At 62.0% G+C, this 2080-nt stretch carries 1 protein-coding gene; it reads left to right on the top strand.

Translation table 11 applies throughout. The features are described from left to right. Positions 1-2080: autotransporter outer membrane beta-barrel domain-containing protein (locus tag ACS603_RS23325; RefSeq protein ID WP_474945006.1), on the top strand; the 2080-nt coding region annotated here is incomplete at both ends.

The following is a 2080-nucleotide window of genomic DNA, read 5'->3' as shown; positions in this document are numbered from 1 at the left end:
AACGTATCTTCCGGCGGCAGGGCCACCGGCACCACGCTGAACAGCGGCGGTGTGCTGAACGTATCTGCCGGCGGCACGGCCCTGACGGTCACCCAGAAAAGCGGCGGCGCGCTGCAGGCCAGCACCGGTGCCACCGTCTCCGGCACCAATACCCTCGGCGCCTTCTCGGTGGATGCGGCCACCCACAGTGCCACTAACGTCCTGCTTGAAAACGGCGGCAGGCTCACCACCCTGGCATCAGGGGATGTCCTTACCGGAACCACCATCGGCTCCGGCGGTGTGCTCGATATTACCGCGGGCGGACAGCTTGCGGGGACCACCACCGTTGCGGACGGGGGGGCGCTGACAGGAAACTATGTGACCAACAACGGCAGTCTTGTCTATCAGAAGAACACGGACGGTCTGTTCCGTGGACACCTGACCGGGACCGGCGGCATCGTCCAGGACGGCGGCAGCCTGACCCTCGGGGGTATCCTCCGTCAGGATAAGGGTATCACCCTGAAAAACGGCGGGACCCTGACGCTTGACACGCTGCTGGCCACGACGGATATCACCGGTGAGAGCGGAACGTCGCTGAACCTGACCGGGTCAACGGTGCTGACCGGTATGATTGACCCGGTGTCGATGACGGTGGGTAAAAACGCGGTCTGGAACATGACAGGGAACTCCCTGCTGGATTCACTGGACCATGCAGGGACCGTCACGTTCACACACGGCGACGGTGCATTCGCCCCACAGACCCTGACCGTGAACGGGAACTATACAGGGCATGACGGCAGCACCCTGTCACTCAGTGCGGCCCTGGGCGGAGATGATGCCCCGACGGACAAACTGGTGGTGAAAGGCAATACGGCCGGACGCAGTACGCTGTATATCTCGAACAAGAACGGAGCCGGGGCGAAGACCCGGGAAGGGATACAGGTGGTGGATGTTGGCGGCAAATCAGACGGTGTGTTCTCTCAGGGGAACCGTGTTGTTGCCGGGGCCTATGACTACGTTCTGCGTAAAGGGAATGTGACCGGGACTGACGTAAAGGGATGGTACCTGACCAACAATACAGACCTGTCCGGTACGGATAAACCGGGTGGTGGTACGGTTAAACCGGGTGGTGGTACGGTTAAACCGGGTGGTGGTACGGATAAACCGAAAAACACGACGATGTACCGTCCGGAGGTGGGCAGCTATGCCGCGAACCAGCAGGCAGCGCAGAGTCTGTTCAGCCTGTCCCTGCATGACCGTACGGGAGAGACCCTGTACCGCGACAGCCTGACCGGAGAAGTGCGCACCACCACGATGTGGCTGCGTAACGAGGGGGGACATAACCGTGCCTCGCTGTCGGACAGCCAGAACGACACGCTTGCCAACCGCTATGTTCTGCAGGCGGGCGGTGACCTGATGTCCTGGCCGGCACTGGGCGGGAAAGCGGTTGCCGGGATGATGGCGGGATATGCCCATCAGCACAGCAACACCCACAACGACCAGACCGGGTATGACTCCAGCGGCAGCGTGAACGGTTACAGCACGGGTCTGTACGGAACCTGGTATCAGAATCCGGGTGACAGGGCGGGCCTGTATGCGGACAGCTGGCTGCAGTACAGCTGGTTCAGTAACGACGTGCAGGGTGAGGGGCTGCATCGGGAGAGCTACAAATCCCGCGGGCTGAGCGGTTCACTGGAAGGCGGATACGGTCTGCCGGTGTACCGGTGGACAGGGGACAGCGACATGCAGAACACAGTGTGGCTGCAGCCGCATGCCCAGGTCATCTGGAGTGGTGTGAAGGCCGGGGAGTACACGGAAGATAACGGCACCCGGGTGGATGCGGGGAGTAACAGTGTCCAGACGGTACTGGGTGTCCGGGCCTCCCTGAGCGGTAAGGACGTGAAGGCCGGTCGTGAGATTGAGCCTTACATGGAAGTGAACTGGTTAGGGAACAGCAGTCCGGCCGGTGTGAGTATGAACGGTGTGGAAAGCCACATTGCCGGCTCCCGGAACGTGGGAGAGATGAAGGCAGGTGTGGACGCGCGTCTGGGTGACACCCTGAGCGCGTGGGCGGACGTCAGCCAGCAGGTGGGCGGAAGCA

This window comes from Enterobacter sp. Li2LvB3, assembly GCF_056156645.1.
The sequence above is the reverse complement of the archived record's forward strand: the minus strand, read 5'-3'. Positions and strand labels throughout refer to the sequence as shown.